A 22,539-nucleotide genomic window follows, 5' to 3' on the forward strand; every position below is an offset into this window, starting at 1 on the left:
GCAGATGCGAGGAGCGCACCTCTCTCTTATGCCGAGTCCCTCCCTTTGCGCCGCGCCTGTCCTCTTACGCCGCGGCCCTCTCCGGATCCAGGAGCAGCATGGCCGCCTCGTCCGCGCTGCCGGGCTCGGCCTGGTAGATGACGAGGCGCTGGCCGTCCGTCCCGGACAGCGGCATGACCTCGTAGACGAGAGTCATCGCCCCCACCTTCGGATGGCTGAAGGACTTGGTGCCGCCGACGCGCTCCTTCACGTCGTACCGCTCCCACAGCTTGGCGAACTCGGGCGACTTCAGCAGCAGTTCGCCGACCAGCGCGGCCAGCCGGGGCGAGTCCGGGTCGACTCCGGCGATGGCACGGAGGTGGGCCACCGACTTGGCGACGGTCTCCTCCCACGGGTCGTAGAGGGTGCGCCCCACCGGGTGCAGGAACAGGTACCGGCTCACATTGCGCTGTTCCGGCGGCCAGTCCCAGAAACCGGGCATGAGCCGCCGCCCCGGGAGGTTCGCGGCCAGCATGTCGCTGTACCGGCTCACCACGTACGCAGGCATCGGCCGCACGGCCTCCAGCATCCGCAGGACGGACGCGCGCACGGTCTCCCCGCCGCCGGACCCCGGCCCGGCGGCCGTACGCGGCTCGGGGACGCGGCCCGAGGCGAGTTCGGCCAGGTCGTGGAGGCGCTGGTGGGCGTCCCCGTCGAGCCGCAGCGCGCGGGCGAGGGCGTCGATCACGGCCGGTGAGGGGTTACGCTCGCGGCCGCGCTCCAGGCGGGTGTAGTAGTCGACGCTGACACCGGCGAGCGTCGCCAGCTCCTCCCGGCGCAGGCCCGGCGTGCGCCGCAGCCCGGTGCCCGTGGGCAGCCCGACGTCCTCGGGGGTGATCCGCGCCCGTCGCGCCTTCAGGTATCTGCCCAGTTCGGTGCCGCTGTTGGTCATCCCGCCATTGTCGCCGGAGGCCGTGCGCGGTGGGGGCCGTGTCAGGGCCAGGAACGCCGCGGCCTGCCGCCGGACTGAACGGCGCGGCAGGCTGGTCCCGTTGCGGGCGGCCGACGGCCGTGGTGCGGGGAGGCGTACGACGTCGTGCCCCGACGCGGTGGGAGCCGCCCGCACGACGGCCACCGGGCGGCTCCCGGCCGGACGCCGCGGCGGGAACCGCCGGCGACGGCCGGGTCTGCCGATGGGTCTGCCGATGGGTCTGCCGATGGGTCTGCCGATGGGTCTGCCGATGGGCCTGCCGATGGGCCTGCCGATGGGTCTGCCGACGGACTTACCGGCGGGCCCGCCGCCGAAAGCGCCCCAACGCCCCCTGCCGACCCGCCGTTTCACCCCCGCCCCTCCCTCCCGCCCCGGAAGTGACTCTCACGTGCCCATGACCACCGCCCGCCGCCCACCCGCCTCCCGAACCCGCCCGGCCCCTGCCTCCCCGGCCCCCGACTCCCCGCCCCCCGCCTCCTCCGCCCCCGCCTCCCCGGTCGCGCTGATCGCCTCGCTCCTCGGCTTCGCCGTCATCACCATCGACGTCTCGGCCGTCAACATCGCGCTGCCCGCCATCCGTTCGTCCCTCCACGGCGGAATGTCCGGCCTCCAGTGGGTCGTCGACGCGTACACGCTGATGTTCGCCGCCCTGATGATGTCCGCCGGGGCGCTCGCCGACCGGTCCGGTGCGCGCCGGGCGTACGCCTGGGGGACCGCCCTGTTCACCCTCGCCTCCCTCGGCTGCGCCCTGGCGCCCGGGATCGGCGTGCTCATCGCGGCGCGGCTGGCGCAGGGCGCGGCGGCGGCCGTCGTCATGCCCGCCTCGCTTTCCCTGATCCGGCAGGCGTACGACGACCCGGCGCGCCGGGCGCGGGCCATCGCGCTCTGGACGGTGGGCGGTTCGGTGTCCATGGCGGCCGGGCCGGTGCTCGGCGGGGTCCTCGCCGAACACGCGGGCTGGCGCGCCGTGTTCCTGCTCAACCTCCCGGTGGGCGCCGTGATCCTGGCGCTGCTGGCCCGCACCGCGCCGTCCCCGCGCCGGCCGGCCCCCCTCGACCCGGCGGGACAGGCCACCGCCGTCCTCGCCCTCGCCGGCCTGACGTACGCGGTCATCGAGGGCGGGCACCGCGGCTGGACGTCGGCTCCCGTGCTCACGGCGCTGGCCGTCGCGGCCGGGGCCGCCGTCGCGTTCCTCGCCGTGGAGAAGCGGCACCGCGCGCCCATGGTCCCGCTGGGCATGCTGCGCGAACGCCGGGTGGCCGTCGCCCTGACGGCCGGCTTCGCCGCCAACGCGGCCTTCTACGGCCTCGTCTTCCTCCTCGGCCTCTACTACCAGCAGGAGCGCGGCATGTCGGCGACGGAGGCGGGGCTGATGTTCGTGCCGCTGTCGGTGGTCATCACCACCGCGAACCTGGTCTCCCCGCGCCTGGCGGAGCGCGTCGGCCGCCGCGCCGTCATCGTCCTGGGGCAGGCGGTCCTGGCCCTGGCGATGGCCGTGCTGCTGCCGCTGTCGGCGGACACCCCGCTGTGGCTGGTGCTGCTCCTGCTCGTGCCCACGGGGCTGGGCGGCGCGCTGGCGGTCCCCGCGCTGACGGCCCTGCTGATGGACGCCGTCCCGGGACACCGGGCGGGTACGGCCTCGGGCCTGTTCAACGCCGTCCGCCAGACGGGTGGCGCGCTGGCCGTCGCCGTGTCCGGCGCCCTGATTGCCGGCGGGGGCACGGGGACGCGGGGGAGGGGTTCTCGCTCGCGGGCATGCGGGAGAGCCTGTACGCCGCCGGGGGCCTGCTGTGCCTGACGACGGTGCTCACGGTGTGGCTGCTGCGCCGGGAACGGACGGCGTGACCGCCCGTCCGGCCCCTCCCCTCAGATGGCACCCTTCCGCGTCAACTGGTTGAAGCACAGCCACCCCGGCAGCACCGGCAGCCAGAAGGTCAGCAGCCGGTACAGCAGCACCGAGGGCGTCGCGATCTCCGCCGGCAACCCGGCCAGCGTCAGCGCGCCGATGAGGACGCCCTCGACGGCCCCGACGCCGCCGGGCGTCGGCGCCGCCGACCCCAGCGCGTTGCCGGCCAGGAAGATCACCGCGACGCTGGCGAAGCTCATGTCGCCGCCGAACGCCCGGATCGACGTGTCGAGGCAGAACACGAAGGCGGCGGTCAGCAGCAGCATGCCGCCGACGCCGTTGACCAGCTTCCGCGGGCGCTGGAGCAGGTCCAGCATGCGCGGCACGACGCCCGCGAACAGCGAGCGCACCCGCGTCGAGACGAACTTCCGCAGGAACGGGATGGCCGTCACGACGAGCACCAGCACCGCCGCCGTGAGCAGCCCGGCGATGACCGTGCGGTTCGGCGGAAGCGGCGACTTCGTCTGTTCGGTGCCGGTGATGTAGCCGAAGGTCAGCAGCAGCAGGATGTGCGCGGCCAGGCCGAACAGCTCGGACGCGCCGACGCTGGCCACGGCCAGCCCCGGGCGGATCCCGGCCCGCTGGAGGAAGCGGCTGTTCAGGGCGACGCCGCCGACCGCCGCCGGGGCCACGAGCTTGACGAACGAGCCGGCCACCTGCGCCATGACCGTCCGCAGGTACGGCACCTTCTCCGGGACGAAGCCCAGCAGCCGCATGGCCGCCGCGAAGTAGGAGAGCGCGGAGAAGGCCGCCGCGACCGCCACCCAGCCCCAGTTGGCATGATCGACGATCTTGTCGAGTTCGACGTGCGAGAGCTGCGAGAGCAGGAAGTAGGCGGCGATCGCGCCCGCGATGGAGCTGATGAGGGTACGCGGCCGGATGCGCTCCAGCCGGACCGGCTCTATCGGCGCCTGCGGCCGGATCAGCAGCACCTGGCGCCGGATCTGCGCCAGCAGGTCCTCCTCGCGGGCCTCCTCGGCCGCGACGTCCAGCGCCTGCTTCTCCGCCTTCTTCTCGGCCTTGAGCGCCCGGCGGTCGTCCGCCGGACCCGAGCCCCCCTCCGCCCGCTCCCGGGCCCGCTCCTCCTTGGCGATCCGGGACGCCTCCAGCACCGCGTCCCGTTCGCGCTGGGCGCGCTCGCGCGCGAGCCGGCGCAGGGTGGCGCGGCTGTCGCGGGTCAGGGCGATGGGCTGGAGCAGCGGCAGGCTGTCGGCGACCGCGTCCGGGCCGAGCACGGCGACGGCCGAGGCCACCGCCCGTTCCGCGCCGACCCGCAGGCCGAGCGTGGTGAGGAGCTGGGCGACGTCCATCCGCAGCACCAGGTCGCCGGCGGCGATCTCGCCGCCGCGCAGATCGGTCAGGACGACATTGCCGGAACGATCCACCAGGAGCGCGTCGCCGTCCAGGCGCCGGTGCGCGATCCGGCGCGACTGCAGGGCGTGCACCTGCCGCCAGGCGCCGTCCACCAGCTCGTCGGTGATCTCCGCGTCCGGCAGGGTGTCCAGCGTCCGCCCGCCGACGTGCTCGTACACCAGCATCACGGCGTCCGGGCCGAGCTCGCTGGTGGCGATCAGCTTGGGGGCGTTGGCGCCGGCGGCGATGGCCGCGTAGGCGAGCAGCGCCTCCTGCTCCAGCGCCTGCCGGAGCGACTGGAGGCTGCGCCGCTGCGTGATGCCGCGCAGCGCGAGCCGCTGCCACAGCCGGTAGAAGAAGCCCTGCGCCTGCTGCTCGCGGTCGACGACCGTGACGTCCAGCGGCGGGCCGTCCTCCAGCGTGACGACGTACCGGCGGCCCCGGTCGTGCGCCGTGCCCTGGGACGGCTCGGCGTCCGGCGCCTCCTCCGTGCGCAGCGCGCTCACCGGCTTGAAGCCGACACGGCGCAGGCCGTGCAGGAGGTGCTGGCCGGTGGGGCGGACGTTGGGGGAGCCGACGGCGTAGAGGGTGCCGTAGGCGACCGTCCAGCCGATGAGCACGGTGGTGGCGATCGAGAACGGCGTCGAATAACCGTTGACCAGCACCGCGAACGCGTCGAGCAGCAGCACCGCCCACATCGCGACCCGCCACCGCGGGCGCCGCGACATCCCGACGGCCGTCATGTAGGCGATCACGGGGGCGAGGTAGCCGTGGACCGGATCGGTCAGCTCATGGGTCGGCGTGATGCGGGTGAGCGCCTCCCGGATGGACTCCGGGGCGGCCTCGGCGACCCAGAGCGCGGCGCCGAGCGAGACGCCGTGCGCCAGGACGGCCGCGAGGACGCCGTCGGCGATGCGCAGGCCGTCCCGTTTGACCAGCCGTTCGACGGCGAACGCCACCGGCACGATGAAGATCGCGACATTGGCCGCGAGGCCGGCGATGTTGGCCAGCGTCTGCGGGGCGTGCCCGGCGCTCTCCTTGATGTCGCTGGCGAGACCGGTGGTGGTGCCGTGCGCGAACGCGGCCAGGGTGAGGACGACGGCGATGCCGATGATGCCCAGCAGCATGCGCACCAGGTCGGCGGGGCGGTGGACGCGGGCGGGGAGCAGGGGCTCGTCGCCGGAGACCTTGTCGATGTGGACCTCGCCGTCCTTCGTGTCGCACGCGTACGACGAGCCGGCCGGGCCGGCGGGGGCCCCGGCGCGGGACCGCTCGGCTCCCTCGCCCCCCTCGCCGCTCCCGGGCAGCGCCTGGCGGGCGCCGGCCTCCTCAGGAGGTCCCGCGCCCTGCTCGTCGTCCGTGTCTTCCTGGTCTTCTCGTTCTCGTATCACCAGTCACCGCCCGGAAGATGGTGGCATGGCCCTGCCGGGCAAGGGTGTATCAGGGTGCATTTCGGGGGCGCGGACCTCGGATCGTACGCCCTGTAGTCCGATCCCGCACTCTGGGTGATCTTCCGGAACCCGGACCTCCGGACCACGGCCCCGGAGCGCGCGGCGCCTGCGGCAGTATGGACCGGGTGACCGAAGTATCGCCGCCGTCCGGACCGCACGCGCACGACGGGCGGCACGGGCTTCCGGAGGACCCCGCCCACCCCGCCGAGCTCCCCGAGTACGCGGAACGGGTCCTGGCCGTCGCCGAGACGATCCCGCCGGGCCGGGTGATGACCTACGGAGACGTCGCCGAGTGGCTCGGCGAGGGCGGGCCGCGCCAGGTCGGCCGGGTGATGGCGCTGTACGGCGGCGCCGTGCCGTGGTGGCGCGTCGTCCGCGCGGACGGCGTCTTCCTGCCCGGCCGCGAGCAGGCGGCACTCGGCCACTACCGCGAGGAGGGCACACCGCTCCGGACGGCCGGGCCGGCCGCCGACGGGCATGTGCCGCGGATTGCGATGGCGCGGGCGCGGTGGGACGGGCTGCCGCTCGTGGAGGGAGGGGACGAGGAGGATGCCGGGGCCGACGGTGTCCCGCGCTCCGGCGCGAAGGGTGCGCGCGGCGGCGCGTCGCGTGTGAAACGCGCCACCTGATCCACTCGTCCGCCGGGCAACCCGAACGGGTGAGGTGCCCGAACGGCCCTCACGCCCCGGGAACGCCCTGCGCCCCACCCGCCTCCTGGCGTAGCGTCGAGGGCCGCCCCACCCCCGCGCCCCCACGGCGCGCGGAGATCCGTACCCGACCCGCAGGACCGGCACCTCACGTGAGTTCCACCCCTCTTTCCGGCAACCCCGGCTTTTCCGGCGCCCCCGGCCCGCTCGCCCCGGCGCGCCCGGAGGACCCGGAGCGCCGGCGGGCCACCCGGCCCGCGCCGGGCGCGTACCGCCTGGTGCGCACGCCCCCGGGGCCCGCGGTCCCCCGGAACTGGACGCGGCACAGCGCTCGGTGGTTGAGCACGGACAGGGGCCGCTGCTGGTCCTCGCAGGCCCGGGGACCGGCAAGACCACCACGCTCGTGGAGGCCGTCGCCGAACGGGTGCGCCGCGGCGCCGACCCCGAGCGGATGCTCGTCCTGACCTTCAGCCGCAAGGCCGCCGCCGAACTGCGCGACCGGGTGGCGGCCCGGCTGGGGGAGCGCGGACTGGCGGCGCGCGCGCCGCAGGCCACCACCTTCCACTCCTACTGTTACGCCCTGGTCCGCGCCCACCAGGAGGCCGACCTCTTCGCCGAGCCGCTGCGGCTGCTGTCCGGCCCGGAACAGGACGTCGCCGTCCGGGAACTGCTCGCCGGCCAGACCGAGCTGGAGCGCGCGGGCCGCGCCACCGTGCGCTGGCCGGATGACCTGCGCGCCTGCCTCACCACCCGCGGCTTCGCCGACGAGGTGCGCGCGGTCCTCGCCCGCAGCCGGGAACTGGGCCTGAGCCCGGAGTCGCTGGCGGCCTTCGCCCGGCGGACGGGACGCGGCGACTGGTCGGCGGCGGCGGCCTTCCTCGCCGAGTACCTGGACGTGCTCGACGCGCGCGGCGTCGTCGACTACGCGGAACTGGTCCACCGCGCGGTGCTGCTGGCCGAGCGGCCGGAGGTCGCGGCGGACCTCGCCGGGCGGTACGACGCGGTGTTCGTCGACGAGTACCAGGACACCGACGCCGCCCAGGCGCGGCTGCTGCGCGCGCTGGCGGGCGGCGGCCGTACCCTGGTCGCGTTCGGCGACCCCGACCAGTCCATCTACGCCTTCCGCGGCGCCGACGTGGGCGGCATCCTCGACTTCCCGACGGACTTCCCGCGCCGCGACGGCTCGCCCGCCCCGGTCCGCGTCCTGACCACCTCCCGCCGCTCGGGCGCGGCCCTCCTCGCCGCCACCCGCCTCCTCACCCGCCGGATGCCCCTCGGCCGCCTCCCGTCCGAGGCCGTCCGCGCCCACCGCGACCTGACGGCCACCCGCCCCGGCGGCCGCGTGGAGGCGTACACCTACCCGACCCCCGGCGCCGAGACCGACAACATCGCGGACGTCCTCCGCCGCGCCCACCTGGAGGACGGCGTCCCCTGGGGCTCCATGGCCGTCCTCGTCCGCGCCGGCTCCCGCTCCATACCGACCCTCCGCCGCGCCCTCACCTCGGCGGGCGTACCGGTGGAGGTCGACGGCGACGACATCCCCCTCCGCCACGAACCGGCGGTGGCCCCGCTGCTGACGGCACTGCGGGTGGTGGCGGAGTGGGCGGCGACGGCGCCGGGGCCGGACGGGGACGCCGCCGAGCCGGGGGAGGACGCGCCCGGCCCCGGAGGCGGTCGGGGAGGCGCCCCGCGCCCGAGGGGCGGAGGACGAGCGTCCGGCCGCGCCCGATCCCGGCACCGCGGGCCGCGTGAGCGGCGCGCTCACCCCCGAGACCGCCCTCACCCTGCTCACCTCCCCCCTCGGCGGCATGGACGGCACCGACCTGCGCCGCCTCGGGCGGGCCCTGCGGGAGGAGGAGCGGACCGCCGGCCGTACCGCCCCGCGGCCCTCCGACGTGCTCATCGCCGAGGCGCTTGCCGCGCCGGAGCGCCTGGTGGCGCACGATCCGGCGTACGCGCGGGGCGCGCAGCGCCTGGCCGCGCTGCTGAGCGCCGCCCGGGACCGGCTCCAGGCCGGCGGCACCGCCGAGGACGCCCTGTGGACGCTCTGGAACGGCACGCCGCGGCACCCCGCGCCCTGGCCGGACCGGCTGCGCCGCGCCGCGCACCGCGGCGGCGCCGCCGGCCGCAACGCGGACCGCGACCTGGACGCCGTATGTGCCCTGTTCGAGACGGCGGCCCGCGCCGAGGAGCGCGTCGGCGGCCGCGACGTGCTCGGCTTCCTGGACGAGCTGGAGGCCCAGGACATCGCCGCCGACACCCTCACCCGCCGGGCCGTGCGCCCCGACGCCGTCCGCCTGATGACCGCGCACCGCTCCAAGGGCCTGGAGTGGCGGCTCGTCGTCGTCGCCGGGGTGCAGGAGGGCCTCTGGCCCGACCTGCGCCGCCGCGGCTCGCTGCTGGAAGCGGACCGCATCGGCCGCGACGGCCTCGCCGAGCCCCTCCCGCCCGGCGCGCTGCTGGCCGAGGAGCGCCGGCTGTTCTACGTGGCGGCCACCCGCGCCCGCGAGCGCCTCGTCGTCACGGCCGTCAAGGCCGCCGCCGAGGACGGCGACCAGCCGTCCCGCTTCCTCGCCGAACTCGGCGTCGAACCGGTGGACGTCACCCAGCGTCCCCGCCGCCCCCTCGCCGTCGCCGCGCTCGTCGCCGAGCTGCGGGCCACCACCGTGGACCCCGCCGCCTCGGACACGCTCCGGGCCGCCGCCGCCGACCGGCTCGCCCGGCTCGCGGCCCTGCGCGACGACGAGGACCGGCCGCTCGTCCCGGCCGCCGACCCCGACCGCTGGTGGGGCCTGTACGAGCCGACGCACAGCGAGGTGCCGCTCCGCGACCGGGACCAGCCGGTCGCCCTGTCCGGCTCGGCCGTCGGCCAGCTCGTGGACACCTGCTCGCTCCAGTGGTTCCTGGGACGCGAGGTACGCGCCGAGGCGCCGGCGGGCACGGCCCAGGGCTTCGGCAACGTCGTGCACGTCCTCGCCGACGAGGTCGCCTCCGGCCGCACCCCGGCCGACCTCGACGTCCTCATGGAGCGCCTGGAGACCGTCTGGGACGCGCTCGCCTTCGACGCGCCCTGGAAGTCCCGGCAGGAGAAGGAGAACGCGCGGGCCGCCCTGGAGCGCTTCCTCCGCTGGCACGTGATGGAACGCGGCCGCACCCCCGTCGCCACCGAGCACCCCTTCGACGTCACCCTCACCGCGGGCGGCCGGCTCGTCCGCGTCCGCGGCTCCATGGACCGGGTGGAGCGGGACGCCGCCGGCCACGCCTACGTCGTCGACTTCAAGACCGGCAGGACCCCGGCGACCGCCGCCGAGGTGGCCCGCCACCCCCAGCTCGGCGTCTACCAGCTCGCGGTCCGGCACGGAGCCGTCGACGACGTCTTCGACGGCGTACGCCCGCGCCCCGGCGGCGCGGAGCTCGTCCAGCTCCGGCAGGGCGCGGCCAAGAAGGAGGGCGGCGACGCGCTGCCCAAGGTGCAGGCCCAGGAACCGCTGTCCGACGGCGGCGAGGAGGGCGCCGACTGGATCGGCGACCTCCTGGCCACCGCCGCCGGACGCGTCCTGGACGAACGGTTCTCCCCGCGCCCCGGCGCGCACTGCGCGCACTGCGCCTTCCGCTCCTCCTGCTCGGCCCGCCCGGAGGGCCGCCAGATCGTCGAGTGAGGGTCCGGGCGTCCGGTACGGGCGGGGCATACGGGAGGCGCCGGGTGACGTCGGCCACGGACGGCCCGGTGCCCCGGGCCGGGGCGTCGAGCGCTCACGAAGGAGCTCGGCCGGGCGGCTCGCCGGTCCGGCGCCCGGGGAAGTGCCGTGCTGCGCCCGCGTGGCGCCGAACCGGGGTACCGGGCCCGGGCGCCCTTGCCCGAGCGGTCGACGCCTCCGGGACAGGACCGGCCGGACAAGATCGAGAAGGCCGGCCGACGGTGCTTGTCAGTGCCCCCGGTTACGGTTAGTGACGTGACCCCGCGCCTGACCGATCCCGAGCAGCTCAAGGAGCTCCTCGGCATCCCCTTCACCCCGGAGCAGACGGCCTGCATCACCGCGCCGCCCGCCCCGCAGGTCATCGTGGCCGGAGCCGGGTCGGGCAAGACGACGGTGATGGCCGCCCGCGTCGTCTGGCTGGTGGGCACCGGGCAGGTCGCCCCCGAGCGCGTCCTCGGCCTCACCTTCACCAACAAGGCCGCCGGCGAGCTCGCCGAGCGCGTCCGCAAGGCGCTCGCCGCCGCCGGGGTGACGGCCGGCGAGGCCACGGAGGAGGAGGGGCCCGGCGAGCCGCGGATCTCCACGTACCACGCGTTCGCCGGGCGCCTCCTGAAGGAGCACGGCCTGCGCATCGGCCTGGAGCCCACCGCCCGCCTCCTCGCCGACGCCACCCGCTACCAGCTCGCCGCCCGCGTCCTGCGCACCTCCCCGGGCCCGCACCCGGCCCTCACCCGCCCGTTCGCCGACCTCGTCGCCGACCTCCTCGCCCTGGACGCCGAGCTCGCCGAGCACCTGGTCGAGCCGGCGGAGCTGCTGGCCCACGACGAAGCCCTCCTCAAGGACCTCGACGGCGCCCGCCTCACCAACGCCGACCTGCGCAAGGTCCCCGACACGGCCCGCGCCCGGCGCGAACTCACCGGCCTGGTCGCCGCGTACCGCACGGAGAAGCGCCGCCGTGACCTCCTCGACTTCGGCGACCAGATCGCCCTCTCCGCCGAGCTCGCCCGCACCCGGCCGGAGGTCGGCCGGATCCTCCGCGAGGAGTTCTCCGTCGTCCTCCTCGACGAGTACCAGGACACCTCGGTCGCCCAACGCCTGCTGCTCGCCGGCCTGTTCGGCGGCGGCACCGGCCACGCGGTCACCGCCGTCGGCGACCCCTGCCAGGCCATCTACGGCTGGCGCGGCGCCTCCGTCGCCAACCTGGACGAATTCCCCCGCCACTTCCCGCACGCCGACGGCCGCCCCGCCGCCCGCCACTCCCTCAGCGAGAACCGGCGCAGCGGCGGCCGGCTCCTCCGCCTCGCCAACGGGCTCGCCGCGCCCCTGCGCGCCCTCCACGAGGGCGTCGAGGCGCTGCGGCCCGCGCCCGGTGCCGAGCGGGACGGGTACGTGCGGTGCGCCCTGCTGTCCACCCAGGCCGAGGAGCTGGCCTGGCTCGCCGACTCCATCGCCCACCGCGTGCGCACCGGCACCCGCCCCGGCGACGTCGCCGTCCTGTGCCGCACGGCGGCCGACTTCGCCCGGATCCAGGGCGCGCTGGTCGACCGGGACGTCCCGGTCGAGGTCGTCGGCCTCTCCGGGCTGCTCCACCTGCCCGAGATCGCCGACCTGGTCGCCGTCTGCGAGGTCCTCCAGGACCCCACCGCCAACGCGTCCCTCGTCCGCCTGCTGACCGGCCCCCGCTGGCGCATCGGCCCCCGCGACCTCGCCCTCCTCGGCCGTCGCGCCCGCACCCTGGTCCCGTACGGCAGCGCCGGTACGGACCCCGAACGGCGGCTCGCCGAGGCCGTGGAGGGACGCGACCCGGCCGAGACGATCTCTCTCGCCGACGCCCTCGACACCTTCCTGACCGGTGACGCGTCCGACGACGGCCTGCCCTTCTCCGCCGAGGCACGGATCCGCTTCGCCCGCCTCGCCACCGAACTCCGCGATCTGCGGCGCGGCCTGGCCGACCCGCTGATGGACGTCCTGCACCGGGTGCTGGCCACCACCGGCCTGGAGGTCGAGCTCTCCGCCTCGCCGCACGCGCTGGCGGCCCGCCGCCGGGAGACCCTGAACCAGTTCCTGGACATCGCCGCCGGCTTCGCCGGCCTGGACGGCGACGCCGGCCTGCTCGCCTTCCTCGGCTTCCTGCGCACCGCCGTCCAGTACGAGAAGGGGCTCGACAGCTCCCTCCCCGGCGCGGAAAACACGGTCAAGGTCCTGACCGCCCACAAGTCCAAGGGCCTGGAGTGGGACGTCGTCGCCGTCCCCGGGCTCGTCGCCAAGACCTTCCCCAGCGAGCAGGCGCGGGACGCCTGGACCTCCCAGGCCCGTGTGCTCCCGCACGCCCTGCGCGGGGACGCCGACACCCTCCCCGAGGTCCCCGCCTGGGACGGCAAGGGCATCGCCGCCTTCAAGTCCGCGATGAAGGACCACCAGGCCACCGAGGAACTGCGCCTCGGCTACGTCACCTTCACCCGCCCCCGCTCCCTCCTCCTCGGCTCCGGCCACTGGTGGGGCCCCGAGCAGAAGCGGCCCCGCGGCCCGTCCGCCTTCCTCCACGCCCTGCGCGAGCACTGCGAGGCCGGGCACGGCGAGATCGAGGCGTGGGCCGAACCGCCGGAGGAGGGCGCCACCAACCCCGCGCTCGACGCGGCGGAGACCGACCGCGCCTGGCCGCTCCCCCTGGACTCCGACTCCCTCGCGCTGCGCCGCGAGGCGGCCGACGCCGTCCGCACCCGCCTGGGCCGCCTCCCGGGCCCCGCCCCGGCCCCGATACCGGCCCACGACCCGGAGTGGCCGCCTCCGCCGGAGGAGGACGAGGAGGCGTACGCGGGCGCCGACTTGCTGTACGACGAGGCGTACGGCGATGCCGCCGCTTACGGAGACGCTGCTTACGGAGACGCTGCTTACGGAGATGCCGCTTACGGAGATGCCGCTTACGGAGACGCCGCCTACGGAGGTGCGCCCGAAGACGACACCGCCGCGTACGACGAGGCGTACGGAGACCTCGCGCACGAGGCCGACGCCCCCCTGACGGACTGGGACGCCCTGCCGACCACCCGCCCGACGGCGCCTGCGCCCGACGGCACCCCGCCCGACGGCACCCCGCCCGACACCACCCAGGAACCCGCAGCACCGGCGCCCGGTCCGGCACAGTGTCCCGCATCCGCCGTCCCGGCCCCCGGCACGAGCGGGCTTCCGCCGTGCCGGAGGCAACCGCCGCCTCCGACGACTCCCTCACCCCTGGAGAAGCTCCCGCACCCGCAGGGGTTCCGGGCGGACGTCCCGGGCCGGACGGCCCCTCCTCCCGAAGCGAGTCGACCGTGCCGGACGGCTCGGCTGCCCCTGACCGGCCATCCACCCGGGACAGCGCGCGCGGCGCGCTTCGGGGGGCTGGGGGCCCGCCCCCGGGAATCGGCGAAGCGGGGGCGCCCCTTCTGGGGGAAGGACGGGGGCACAGCCACCCACAGGGCACGTCCACCTCAACGGGCGCCCCCGCCCGAAAAGCCCCCCGCGCCCGCCTCACCCCCGAGGAATCCCGCCTGGTCGCCTCCTGGGACCGCGACCTCGACGCGCTCGCGGGCGAGCTCCGCAGGGCGCGGGCGAGTGTGCACGAGGTGCCGCTGCCGGCGTCGCTGACCGCGTCGCAGCTCGTCCGGCTCGCCGCCGACCCGGACGCGTTCGCGGGCGAGCTGGCCCGCCCGATGCCCCGCCCGCCGCGGCCCGCCGCCCGCCGCGGCACCCGCTTCCACGCCTGGGTCGAGTCCCGCTTCGAGGCGCTGCCGCTGCCGTTCCTCGGGCCGGACGAGCTGCCCGGCGGCGTGGACGACGACGAGGCGGCCGAGCCCGACGGGACCGGGATCGCCGACGAGCGGGACCTCGCCGAGCTCAAGGCGGCGTTCGAACGCACCCCGTACGCCCACCGCACCCCGTACCGGGTGGAGGCGCCGTTCCGGATCACCCTCGCGGGCCGGGTGATCCGCGGCCGGATCGACGCCGTCTACCGCGTGGAGGAGGACGCCGACGGCACCGGCGCCGCCTACGAGATCGTCGACTGGAAGACCGGCCGGGAGGGCACCGCCGACCCCCTCCAGCTCGCCGTCTACCGCCTCGCCTGGGCCGAGCGGCACGGCCTGCCGCTCTCCGCCGTCTCCGCCGCCTTCGTCCACGTCCGCGACGGCCGCGTGGTCCGCCCGGCGGCGCTGCCCGACCGGGCGGCCCTGGAGAGGATCCTGCTCGGAGGGGGTGCCGGGGAGGGTGAGTGAGACAAACCCGGTCCCGGTCACGGCCCGTGTCCGGCTAGGCTCGACGTCATGAGCGACACCCCGGACAGTGCCGTCCGCGCGTACATCCAGGAGCACCGCGCCGCCTTCCTCGACGACCTCGCCGAGTGGCTGCGCATCCCCTCCGTGTCGGCCGACCCCGGCCACGCGGCCGATGTGCGCCGCAGCGCGGACTGGCTGGCCGGCCGGCTCAGGGCGACCGGCTTCCCGGTCGCCGAGGTCTGGGAGACCGCCGGCGCCCCGGCCGTCTTCGCCGAGTGGCCCTCCGGTGACGAGGGCGCGCCGACGGTCCTCGTCTACGGCCACCACGACGTCCAGCCGGCCGCCCGGGAGGACGGCTGGCACACCGACCCGTTCGAGCCGGTCGTCAAGGACGGCAGGATGTACGCCCGCGGCGCCGCCGACGACAAGGGCCAGGTGTTCTTCCACACCCTCGGCGTCCGCGCCCACCTGGCGGCCACCGGCCGGACCGCCCCCGCCGTCAACCTGAAGTTGATCATCGAGGGCGAGGAGGAGTTCGGCTCGCCGAACTTCCCCGACCTCCTCCGCGCGCACGCGGACCGCCTCGCCTGCGACGCCGTGATCGTCTCCGACACGGGCATGTGGGCCGAGGACACCCCGACCGTCTGCACCGGCCTGCGCGGCCTGGTCGAGTGCCAGGTCGACCTGTACGGGCCGGACCAGGACATCCACTCCGGCGCGTTCGGCGGCGCCGTGCCCAACCCGGCCACCGAGGCCGCCCGGCTGGCCGCCGCCCTGCACGACGAGGACCGCCGCGTCGCGATCCCCGGTTTCTACGACGGCATCGTCGAGCTCACCGACCGCGAGCGCGAGCTCTTTGCGGAGCTGCCGTTCGACGAGAAGCGCTGGACGCGCGGGGCGCACTCGCACGCCACCCTCGGCGAGGCCGGCTACAGCACGCTGGAGCGCGTCTGGGCCCGCCCGACGGCCGAGGTCAACGGCATCGGCGGCGGCTACCAGGGTCCCGGCGGCAAGACGATCGTCCCGTCCTCCGCGCAGCTGAAGCTGTCCTTCCGGCTGGTCGCGGGCCAGGACACCGACGCCGTCCAGCGGGCCGTCCGGGACTGGGTGGCCGCCCGCCTCCCGGCCGGCGTCCGCCACGAACTCACGTTCACGGGCGCCACCCGCCCCTGCCTGACGCCGCTCGACCACCCCGCCCTCCAGGCCGTCGCCCGCGCCATGGGCCGCGCCTTCGGGCAGCGAGTTCGCTTCACCCGCGAGGGCGGCTCCGGGCCGGCCGCCGACCTCCAGGACGTCCTCGGCGTCCCCGTCCTCTTCCTCGGTATCTCCGTGCCCTCCGACGGCTGGCACGCGCCGAACGAGAAGGTCGAGCTCGACCTCCTCATGAAGGGCGTGGAGACCGCCGCCCACCTCTGGGACGACCTCGCCACCGGCGACACGTCCTGGACGCGCCGCGCGGACTGACCGACCGGGCCCGTGACGCACCACACGCACCACCGCCATCACCACCAGGGGGAGTTGGAAGCAGCCGTGACCACCAGGACCGATTTCGCCGCCGACCGCATCACGCTCAGCGGATCGAGCGGCATCGACCGCGCCGCGCACCACCGGCTGGACGAGGCGTGGCTGTCGGCGGCGTGGAGCCACCCGTCGACCCGCGTCTTCGTGGTCTCCGGCGGCCAGGCACTGATCGACGACACCCCCGACGGCCGTACGGAACTGGTGATGACGCCGGCGTTCGACGCGCCGCCCACCGAGACGCACCGCTACTTCCTCGGCCAGGACGAGGACGGGGTGGCCTACTTCGCCCTCCAGAAGGACAGCCTGCCCGGCCGCATGGACCAGTCCGCGCGCCCCGCCGGCCTCCGCGAGGCGGGCCTGCTGCTCTCCCCGCGCGACGCCGGGCTGCTGGTCCACGCCGTCGCCCTGGAGAACTGGCAGCGCCTCCACCGTTTCTGCTCGCGCTGTGGCGAGCGCACGGTCATCGCCGCGGCCGGCCACATCCGCCGCTGCCCGGCCTGCGGCGCCGAGCACTACCCGCGCACCGACCCCGCGGTCATCATGCTGGTCACCGACGACCGGGACCGGGCCCTGCTCGGCCGCCAGATGCACTGGCCGGAGGGCCGCTTCTCCACCCTCGCCGGCTTCGTCGAACCGGGCGAGTCCATCGAGCAGGCCGTCCGCCGCGAAGTCGCCGAGGAGGCCGGCGTCGTCGTCGGCGACGTCGAGTACGTCGCCAGCCAGCCCTGGCCCTTCCCCTCCAGCCTCATGCTCGGCTTCCTGGCCCGCGCCACCTCCCCGGAGATCCAGGTCGACGGCGAGGAGATCCACGAGGCCCGCTGGTTCTCCCGCGAGGACCTCCGCGCCGCCTTCGCCTCCGGCGAGGTCCTGCCCCCCACCGGCATCTCCATCGCCGCCCGCCTCGTCGAACTCTGGTACGGCGAACCGCTGCCGTAAGGACGAGCCGGTCCATGGGAAAGCCCCCGCCGCGGCGGGGGCTTTCCCATGGACCGGGCCGACTGCCGTCAGGCGCCGATCTTGGCCTTGACCTGGGCCAGCGAGGGGTTGGTCAGCGTCGAGCCGTCGGGGAACAGGACGGTCGGGACCGTCTGGTTGCCGTCGTTGGCCTTCTCCACGAAGGCGGCGGACTCGGGGTCCTGCTCGATGTTCACCTCGGTGTACGCGATTCCCTCGCGGTCCATCTGGCTCTTCAGGCGACGGCAGTAGCCGCACCAGGTGGTGCTGTACATCGTCACGGCGGACATCGGGACTCCTTCTGCAGACGAGCTGGGGGAGCGGGGCTCCGGTGGTAGAACGTGCGCCCCTCTCTTACCATTCCCGCCTCACACGCGCGCCCGCGCCGGGCCATCAGCGGGGTGATGGTATGACCGCAGGGCCTCGCCTGTGGACAACGTTCCCGGTCGCCTCCGCGGACCTGGCAGCATGGCTGCGTGACAGCAGCAACGCACTCCCCTCTCTTCCCTCAGGTGCCGGAGACCGCCGACGCCGTGCTCGACGGGCTCGACCCGGAGCAGCGCGCGGTGGCGACGGCCCTGGGCGGGCCGGTGTGCGTGCTGGCGGGTGCCGGTACGGGCAAGACGCGCGCGATCACCCACCGGATCGCGTACGGCGTGCGGTCCGGGGTGTTCCAGCCGACGAGTGTGCTCGCCGTCACCTTCACCAACCGGGCGGCCGGCGAGATGCGCGGCCGGCTGCGGCAGCTCGGCGCGGCGGGCGTGCAGGCCCGGACGTTCCACTCGGCCGCGCTGCGCCAGCTGCAGTACTTCTGGCCCAAGGCCGTGGGCGGCGAGCTGCCCCGGCTGGCCGAGCGCAAGGTGCAGATCGTCGCGGAGGCGGCGGCCCGCTGCCGGATCCGGCTGGACCGCAACGAGCTGCGGGACGTGACCTCGGAGATCGAATGGTCCAAGGTCACCCAGACCGTCCCCGAGGACTACCCCGCCGCGATCGTCAAGGCCGGTCGCGACGCCCCGCGCGACCCGGCGGAGACCGCCAGGATCTACGGGATCTACGAACAGCTCAAACGCGAGCGCGGCATGATCGACTTCGAGGACGTCCTGCTGCTCACCGTGGCCGTCCTCCAGGACCGCCAGGACATCGCCGAGACCGTCCGCCGCCAGTACCAGCACTTCGTGGTGGACGAGTACCAGGACGTCAGCCCCCTCCAGCAGCGCCTGCTGGACCTGTGGCTGGGGGACAGGGACAGCCTCTGCGTGGTCGGCGACGCCAGCCAGACCATCTACTCCTTCACCGGCGCCACCCCGGACCACCTGCTGAACTTCCGTTCCCGCCACCCCCGGGCCACGGTCGTCCGGCTCGTCCGCGACTACCGCTCCACCCCGCAGGTGGTGCACCTGGCCAACGGGCTGCTCGCCCAGGCCCGCGGCAAGGCCGCGGAGCACCGTCTGGAGCTCGTCTCCCAGCGTGAGCGCGGCCCCGAGCCGGCCTACGCCGAGTACGCCGACGAGCCGGCCGAGGCGGAGGGCGTCGCCCGCCGGGTCCGCGACCTCATCGCCTCCGGGGTGCCCGCGAGCGAGATCGCGGTGCTGTACCGGATCAACGCCCAGTCCGAGGTCTACGAGCAGGCCCTCGCGGACGTCGGCGTGCCGTACCAGCTGCGCGGCGCCGAGCGGTTCTTCGAACGGCCCGAGGTGCGCGAGGCGCAGATCCTGCTGCGCGGCGCCGCGCGGGCGGGCGGCGGCACCGACCCGCAGCTGGCCGGAGCCGAGGACCTGCCCGCCCAGGTGCGGGCCGTGTTCTCGACCCGGGGCTGGACCGCGGATCCGCCCGCCGGTTCGGGCGCCGTCCGCGACCGCTGGGAATCCCTCGCCGCCCTGGTGCGGCTCGCCGAGGACTTCGCCGCCGCCCGCCCGGGCGCCGGCCTCGCCGACCTGGTCACCGAGCTCCAGGAGCGGACGGAGGCCCAGCACGCCCCCACGGTCGAGGGTGTGACACTCGCCTCACTGCACGCCGCCAAGGGCCTGGAGTGGGACGCCGTCTTCCTGGTCGGCCTCACCGAGGGCATGATGCCGATCACCTACGCCAAGACCGACGAGCAGTTGGAGGAGGAGCGCCGCCTCCTCTACGTCGGCGTCACCCGGGCCCGCCGGCACCTGACCTTGTCGTGGGCCCTCTCCCGCTCGCCCGGCGGCCGGCCCTCCCGGCGCCCCAGCCGCTTCCTCAACGGCCTCCGGCCCGGCTCCCCGGCGCAGGGCACAGGCGCCGCGAGCTCCCCGGCCGCCCGCGGCCACGTCTCCTTCGGAGCCGGATCCGGGGCCGGCTCGGAGGCCGGTTCCGAGGACGGCCGCGGTGGCCGGACGGCCGCCGGGCCGCGCGGCGGCGCCCCGTCGCGGGCGCGCCGGCCCGCGCGGTGCCGCGTCTGCGGCCGGACGCTGACCGACGCGGGCGAGATCAAACTGCTGCGCTGCGAGGACTGCCCCAGCGACCTCGACGAGGGGCTGCACGAGCGGCTCCGCGACTGGCGTGCCGACCAGGCCCGGCGGCTCGGCCAGCCCGCCTTCTGCGTCTTCACCGACAAGACGCTGCTGGCCATCGCCGAGGCGGTGCCGGAAACGGAGGGGGAGCTCGCCGCCATCTCCGGGGTGGGAGCCCGCAAGCTGGGGCGGTTCGGGGCCGACGTCCTGGCCCTCTGCGCAGGCCGTGAGCCGGAGCGGCACGAGGGCCTCGAGAAATCCCCGGAAAAATAGTTTGCGTGCGTGGACGGCCTACCCATAGCCTTCCGAGCAGGAAAGCAACGGCCCCTCGCGGGATCCGTTGGTTCCGTGCTGTACTGCTGTACTCAAACCGAACATGACGGGCCCCGGCCCGTCCCGAGACGCCGAGAGGAGGCGAAACCAATGATCAGCTTCATCCCCAGCTACAAAATGACCGATCGCCCGGTCTTCGCCACGCGTTCCCTCGGCATCAAGGCCGGCGTCATCGCCGCGCCGTCGTTCGGTTCCGTCCAGGGCACCGGTCTGTCCCTTGCCAAGCTGCCGCTCTGCGAGTCGGTGCTGGGCAATGAGCGACCGACCAAGGCGCCTGAGGTGGCTGAAGCGGCAGCAGTGGCACGGGTCCGTGTCATCGCGGCGGAGACCGACGGCGCCGGATCCCGGACCAAGCAGTACCAGCACCACACGATGTGGGCCTTCCGTGGGCTCGAACCCTGGAGAGATCCAGCCTGATCGGCAGATCAGGTCGGCACCTTCCAGGGCCGCGGAACCCACACCGGGATCCGCGGCCCTTTTGTTTGCCCCCCGGCAGGGGGAACCAGCCCGGCCACCAGCCGGAACAACACAGACGAGGAACACACACCGTGCACATCAAGGCACACACCCCGTCAGTAGCCACCGACCTGATCCCCCCGCCCGTCCCCACGGAGGACTCCTTGACCCCCCTCGCTCCCCTCACCGCGCTCACCGACCTCGACGACGCGATCGAGAATCTCGGCACCCCCGTGCCGTGCCGCACCTACGACCCCGAGGTCTTCTTCGCCGAGTCCCCGGCCGACGTCGAGTACGCCAAGTCGCTCTGCCAGACCTGCCCGCTGCGTGAGGCGTGCCTCGCCGGCGCGAAGGACCGCCGCGAGCCGTGGGGCGTCTGGGGCGGTGAGCTCTTCGTCCAGGGCGTCGTCGTGGCCCGCAAGCGTCCCCGTGGCCGCCCGCGCAAGAACCCGGTCGCCGCATGAACCTCCACGGCACCATCGACCGCCCCGTGACGCACGACCCCCAGAAGCAGGACCCGACGATGCAGCGCCCGTCCCCCGAGCCGGCCGGCTCCGCCCTCTCCGTCCGTGATACCTCCGGCGCGATCGTCTCGCGTCAGAACAGGAACCTCGAAATGCAACTCATCCCAGAAATCCTGGCCCGCGCGCATATGCACGAGCGCCTTCGCGAGGCCGAGTCGCAACGCCCGGCCGTCCGGGTTGCCACCGCCCGCCGAATGCAGCGCCGTGCCGAGCGCGCCTCGCTGCGTGCCCGCAGGGCCTTGGCCATGGCCGTCATGCAGTAGGCGGCGGGGCAACGCTTGGTGAGCCGAGGGGCCGGTCCGAACGGACCGGCCCCTCGGTGCGTCGGGGTGCGTCGGCCGGTCACCGGCCGTTCACGGGGATATCGTCTGGGAGTGGACCAGAAGACGCCTGACGCAGCGCAGTTGGACCCCGACCACGCCGGCCCCACCACGTGTGCCCGCTGCGGCACCACCGCCGACGGCCCCCCACCGACCTGGACCTGCTCCGTCGAGAACGGCATCCGCCGCTACTTCTGCGAGGACTGCGCCCGGGCCAACATCAGGGCGATCGAGGGCCGCCTCGACTCCTCCTGGTGGTGACGCCCCGGGGCCCGCGCCGCGCGGGCCCCGACTCCGGCCCCGGCGCGCGTGATCAGGCGGGGGTCTCCTGGCTCCGGCTCCCGGCCGCGAACCCCGGGACCCACGCCTCCATCTCGTCACGCAGCCGCACGGTCGCGCCCAGTTGGCAGAGCACCCCTATGGTGCTGGTGGTGACCCGGTGGATCAGCAGATACGCCGGCGGCAGATTGAGCTGACGGGCCAACTGGTAGGCGGGGGAGCGAGGGTCGGCGATCCGCGTCGCCTGCGCGCGCATCCAGTCCCGCGTGAAGGTGAACTCCTCCACCTGGGCCGGCTCGATGATCGGCAGCAGATAGTCGAGCACCGCGCCCGGATCGAGGTCGATCCCCGGCTTGACGAACCCCTCGTCCCGCAACAGCTCGTGGACCGCCTCGGCGTCGCCCTCCAGCGTCAGCCTCAGCACCGTGCCGATCTCCGGCGGCAGGCCCTGCGGCAGCCGGTCCACCGTGCCGAAGTCCAGCACGCCCAGCCGCCACTTCTCGGCCGGACCGTCGGGCGCGCCCCCGGTGAGCAACCGGAAGTTCCCCGGGTGCGGATCGGCGTGCAGCAGCCCGGTACGGGCCGCTCCGGAGAACAGGAAGCGCGCCAGCAACTGCCCGGCCCGGTCCCGCTGCTCCCGGGTGCCGTCCGCTATCACCTCGGACAACGGCACCCCCTCCAGCCACTCCGTCACCAGCACTTGGTCGGTGTGGTGCACCACGTCCGGGACGACGACGTCCGCGTCCCCGGTGAACTCCCGGGCGTGCGCGGCCTGGGCGCGCGCCTCCAGCCCGTAGTCCAGCTCCTCGGACACCCGGTCCCGCAACTCGGTGATCAGGGGCTTGATGTCCATGCCCGGGACCAGCGGCCCCAGCAGCCGTGCGAACCGGCCCAGTTGGGTGAGGTCGGACAGCAGCGCCTCCCCGGCCCCCGGGTACTGCACCTTGACCGCGACCTCGCGCCCGTCGTGCCAGACCGCCCGGTGCACCTGCCCGATCGACGCCGCCGCCGCCGGCTTGTCGTCGAACTCCTCGAACAGGTCCCGCCAGTCCTTCCCCAGCCGCTCCGTCAGGGCCGCGTGCACCGACTTCACCGGCATCGGGGGCGCCGCCTCCTGGAGCTTGGTCAACGCCGCCCGATAGGGGCCGGCGACCTGTTCCGGAAGCGCCGATTCGAAGACGGACAGCGCCTGCCCGAGCTTCATCGCCCCGCCCTTGAGCTGGCCCAGCGTGGCGAACAACTGCTCGGCCGTGCGCTGCTGCAACTCCGCGGCGATCATCTCCGCCGGCCGTCCGCCGATGCGTTTGCCGAGCCCGAGCGCGGTGCGTCCGGCGAACCCCAAGGGCAGCGCGGCCAACTTGGCGGTACGAGCGACCGCCTTGCGCGGTAGATCAGACATG

Annotated in this window: 14 protein-coding genes and 2 pseudogenes; 12 read left to right on the plus strand and 4 right to left on the minus strand. The window is 75.0% G+C overall.

Features of this window, described 5'->3' with window-relative positions:
- Nucleotides 1–64: 64 nt before the first annotated feature.
- A complete protein-coding gene (locus ACQEVS_RS22210; RefSeq protein ID WP_433022989.1) occupies nt 65–931 on the minus strand; it encodes a helix-turn-helix domain-containing protein in 867 nt (288 codons plus the stop codon).
- Between the two features lie 433 nt (nt 932–1,364).
- Here ACQEVS_RS22210 and ACQEVS_RS22215 point away from each other — a divergent pair.
- Nucleotides 1,365–2,815: pseudogene (locus tag ACQEVS_RS22215) on the plus strand (MFS transporter).
- A 21-nt stretch (nt 2,816–2,836) separates the two neighbouring features.
- Here the strand turns inward: ACQEVS_RS22215 and ACQEVS_RS22220 are convergent.
- Complete coding sequence (locus tag ACQEVS_RS22220; protein WP_433022991.1) at nt 2,837–5,620, minus strand: flippase-like domain-containing protein; 2,784 nt, start codon at nt 5,618–5,620, stop codon at nt 2,837–2,839.
- A gap of 176 nt (nt 5,621–5,796) precedes the next feature.
- Here ACQEVS_RS22220 and ACQEVS_RS22225 point away from each other — a divergent pair, with 176 nt between their 5' ends.
- From ACQEVS_RS22225 to nudC, 6 genes and pseudogenes are all read left to right on the plus strand, one after another.
- Nucleotides 5,797–6,309 carry an MGMT family protein gene (locus tag ACQEVS_RS22225; RefSeq protein ID WP_433022993.1) on the plus strand — a complete coding sequence of 171 codons (513 nt, stop codon included), beginning with the start codon at nt 5,797–5,799 and terminating at the stop codon, nt 6,307–6,309.
- 296 nt (nt 6,310–6,605) lie between these two features.
- A pseudogene (locus ACQEVS_RS22230) lies at nt 6,606–9,986 on the plus strand (ATP-dependent helicase).
- A 294-nt stretch (nt 9,987–10,280) separates the two neighbouring features.
- Nucleotides 10,281–13,649: an ATP-dependent helicase gene (locus ACQEVS_RS22235; protein ID WP_433022995.1), complete on the plus strand. Its 3,369-nt coding sequence runs from the start codon at nt 10,281–10,283 to the stop codon at nt 13,647–13,649.
- The gene (locus ACQEVS_RS22240; RefSeq protein WP_433022997.1) at nt 13,628–14,275 is read left to right on the plus strand and encodes a PD-(D/E)XK nuclease family protein; all 648 of its coding nucleotides are present in this window, start codon (nt 13,628–13,630) and stop codon (nt 14,273–14,275) included. The genes ACQEVS_RS22235 and ACQEVS_RS22240 overlap by 22 nt, the downstream gene beginning before the upstream one ends.
- Before the next feature lie 48 nt (nt 14,276–14,323).
- Nucleotides 14,324–15,739, plus strand: a complete 1,416-nt coding sequence (locus tag ACQEVS_RS22245; RefSeq protein WP_433022999.1) for a dipeptidase — start codon at nt 14,324–14,326, stop codon at nt 15,737–15,739.
- A gap of 66 nt (nt 15,740–15,805) precedes the next feature.
- A complete protein-coding gene (gene nudC, locus ACQEVS_RS22250) occupies nt 15,806–16,732 on the plus strand; it encodes an NAD(+) diphosphatase (RefSeq protein ID WP_433023001.1) in 927 nt (308 codons plus the stop codon).
- A gap of 68 nt (nt 16,733–16,800) precedes the next feature.
- Here nudC and ACQEVS_RS22255 read toward each other — a convergent pair whose 3' ends face one another.
- On the minus strand, nt 16,801–17,040 hold the full coding sequence (locus ACQEVS_RS22255) for a mycoredoxin (RefSeq protein ID WP_223770322.1): 240 nt from the start codon (nt 17,038–17,040) through the stop codon (nt 16,801–16,803).
- A 186-nt stretch (nt 17,041–17,226) separates the two neighbouring features.
- On the opposite strand from ACQEVS_RS22255, the gene ACQEVS_RS22260 reads away from it, so the two are divergent.
- The 5 genes from ACQEVS_RS22260 (at nt 17,227) to ACQEVS_RS22280 (ending at nt 21,121) form a co-directional block, all read left to right on the plus strand.
- A complete protein-coding gene (locus tag ACQEVS_RS22260; RefSeq protein ID WP_433023003.1) occupies nt 17,227–19,500 on the plus strand; it encodes an ATP-dependent DNA helicase UvrD2 in 2,274 nt (757 codons plus the stop codon).
- Between the two features lie 150 nt (nt 19,501–19,650).
- On the plus strand, nt 19,651–19,977 hold the full coding sequence (locus tag ACQEVS_RS22265; RefSeq protein ID WP_433023005.1) for a hypothetical protein: 327 nt from the start codon (nt 19,651–19,653) through the stop codon (nt 19,975–19,977).
- Nucleotides 19,978–20,108: 131 nt separating this feature from the next.
- A complete protein-coding gene (locus ACQEVS_RS22270; RefSeq protein WP_004937453.1) occupies nt 20,109–20,480 on the plus strand; it encodes a WhiB family transcriptional regulator in 372 nt (123 codons plus the stop codon).
- On the plus strand, nt 20,477–20,803 hold the full coding sequence (locus tag ACQEVS_RS22275; protein WP_433023007.1) for a hypothetical protein: 327 nt from the start codon (nt 20,477–20,479) through the stop codon (nt 20,801–20,803). Before ACQEVS_RS22270 ends, ACQEVS_RS22275 begins: the two co-directional genes overlap by 4 nt.
- A gap of 111 nt (nt 20,804–20,914) precedes the next feature.
- Nucleotides 20,915–21,121, plus strand: a complete 207-nt coding sequence (locus ACQEVS_RS22280; RefSeq protein ID WP_433023009.1) for a hypothetical protein — start codon at nt 20,915–20,917, stop codon at nt 21,119–21,121.
- 52 nt (nt 21,122–21,173) lie between these two features.
- On the opposite strand, the gene ACQEVS_RS22285 is transcribed toward ACQEVS_RS22280, so the two are convergent.
- The gene (locus ACQEVS_RS22285) at nt 21,174–22,538 is read right to left on the minus strand and encodes an ABC1 kinase family protein (protein WP_433023011.1); all 1,365 of its coding nucleotides are present in this window, start codon (nt 22,536–22,538) and stop codon (nt 21,174–21,176) included.
- Between the last annotated feature and the right edge of the window lies 1 nt (nt 22,539).

The organism is Streptomyces sp. CA-181903, from assembly GCF_050937075.1.
Taxonomy (GTDB): Bacteria; Actinomycetota; Actinomycetes; order Streptomycetales; family Streptomycetaceae; genus Streptomyces.

Bases quoted from the DNA above. Each gene is read 5' to 3' on its own strand.
- ACQEVS_RS22225 (WP_433022993.1), top strand. From the start codon at position 5,797: ATGGACCGGGTGACCGAAGTATCGCCGCCGTCCGGACCGCACGCGCAC.
- ACQEVS_RS22255 (WP_223770322.1), bottom strand. From the start codon at position 17,040: ATGTCCGCCGTGACGATGTACAGCACCACCTGGTGCGGCTACTGCCGT.
- ACQEVS_RS22265 (WP_433023005.1), top strand. From the start codon at position 19,651: ATGATCAGCTTCATCCCCAGCTACAAAATGACCGATCGCCCGGTCTTC.
- ACQEVS_RS22275 (WP_433023007.1), top strand. From the start codon at position 20,477: ATGAACCTCCACGGCACCATCGACCGCCCCGTGACGCACGACCCCCAG.
- ACQEVS_RS22245 (WP_433022999.1), top strand. From the start codon at position 14,324: ATGAGCGACACCCCGGACAGTGCCGTCCGCGCGTACATCCAGGAGCAC.
- ACQEVS_RS22210 (WP_433022989.1), bottom strand. From the start codon at position 931: ATGACCAACAGCGGCACCGAACTGGGCAGATACCTGAAGGCGCGACGG.
- ACQEVS_RS22285 (WP_433023011.1), bottom strand. From the start codon at position 22,538: ATGTCTGATCTACCGCGCAAGGCGGTCGCTCGTACCGCCAAGTTGGCC.